This is a genomic window from Streptomyces sp. Isolate_45 (genome assembly GCF_024721315.2).
In the GTDB taxonomy this organism is placed as follows: domain Bacteria; phylum Actinomycetota; class Actinomycetes; order Streptomycetales; family Streptomycetaceae; genus Streptomyces.
On sequence record NZ_JANFAK020000351.1, the window covers coordinates 1 to 1,714 of the forward strand.

At 75.0% G+C, this 1,714-nt stretch carries 1 protein-coding gene; it reads left to right on the top strand.

The genetic code is table 11. The annotated features are described in order from the left end of the window. Positions 1 to 1,714 (top strand): SNF2-related protein (locus NOD94_RS40985; protein WP_281211330.1); only part of this gene is annotated, 1,714 nt, incomplete at both ends.

The following is a 1,714-nucleotide window of genomic DNA, read 5'->3' on the forward strand; positions in this document are numbered from 1 at the left end:
GCGCGGCCCGGCTCTGGCCGGCGCTGACCCCGCTGCTCGGGGCCGCCGTACCGGAGGCGGTCGACCTCGCCGACGAGGACGTCGCGGAGCTGCTCGGCGGCGCCGCCGAGGCCCTCGCGGCCGACGGCGTCCAGGTGCACTGGCCGCGCGGCCTCGCCCGTACCCTCACCTCCCGCGCCGTGGTCGACTCCCCCGCCGCACACGCCGCCGACTCGGCGCTGCCCGGTCTCCTCTCGGCCGGCGCCCTGCTGTCCTTCGACTGGCGCCACTCCCTCGGCGGTCCGGCCGAGGACCTGACCCCGGCCGAACTCGACCGGCTGGCCGAGGCGAGCCGTCCCCTGGTCCGGCTGCGCGACCGGTGGATCCTGGTCGACCCGGCGGCGGTGCGCCGCGCCCGCGCCCGCGTCGACCGGCCCGTCACGGTCTCCGCCGCCGACGCGCTGGCCGCCGTACTCACCGGATCGGCCGAGATCGACGGCGAGCGGGTCGAGGTGACGGCCGCCGGAGCCCTCGCCGAACTGCGGTCCCGGCTGACCGCCGACCCGGAGCGGACCGCGGTCCCCCCGGCACCGAAGGGGCTCGACGCGACCCTGCGGGACTACCAGCTGCGGGGGCTGGCCTGGCTGGACCTGAGAACTTCGCTCGGCCTCGGCGCCTGCCTCGCCGACGACATGGGCCTCGGCAAGACGATCACCCTCATCGCCCTGCACCTGCACCGGGACCGTCCCGAACCCACCCTCGTCGTCTGCCCGGCCTCGCTGCTCGGCAACTGGCAGCGCGAGATCGAGAGGTTCGCGCCGGGCACACCGGTCCGTCGCTTCCACGGCGGCAGCCGCACCCTCGACGGCCTCGACGGCGGCTTCGTCCTCACCACCTACGCCACCATGCGCCTGGACGCCGCCGAACTCGCCGCCGCGCCCTGGGGCATGGTCGTCGCCGACGAGGCGCAGCACGTCAAGAACCCCCGCTCCTCCACCGCCAAGGCGCTGCGCACCATTCCCGCGCCGGCCCGCGTCGCCCTCACCGGCACCCCGGTCGAGAACAACCTGTCCGAGCTGTGGGCCCTCCTCGACTGGACCACCCCCGGCCTCCTCGGCCGGCTCGGCACCTTCCGTACCCGCTGGGCCGAGCCCGTCGAGAGCGGCCGCGATCCGCAGGCCGCGGCCCGGTTGGCCGCGCTGGTGCGGCCGTTCCTGCTGCGGCGCAAGAAGTCCGACCCGGGCATCGCCCCCGAGCTGCCGCCGAAGACGGAGACCGACCACCCGGTGTCCCTCACCCGCGAACAGGCCGGACTGTACGAGGCCGTCGTGCGCGAGACCCTCGCCGCGATCGCGGCCGCCGACGGAATGGAACGCCGCGGACTGGTCGTCAAGCTGCTGACCTCCCTCAAGCAGATCTGCAACCACCCCGCCCAGTACCTGAAGGACCCCGTTCCCGGTCCGACCGGCCCTCGGGACGCCGCCCGCTCCGGGAAACTGGAGCTGCTGGACGAACTCCTGGACACCATCCTCGCGGAGGGCGGCTCGGTCCTGGTGTTCACCCAGTACGTGGCCATGGCCCGGATCCTGGAACGCCACCTGGCGTCTCGCGGCATCGCCTCCGAGCTGCTGCACGGGGGGACGCCCGTGCCGCGCCGTGAGGAGCTCGTCGACCGCTTCCAGTCCGGGGAGGTGCCCGTCTTCCTGCTGTCGCTGAAGGCGGCCGGTACCGGCCT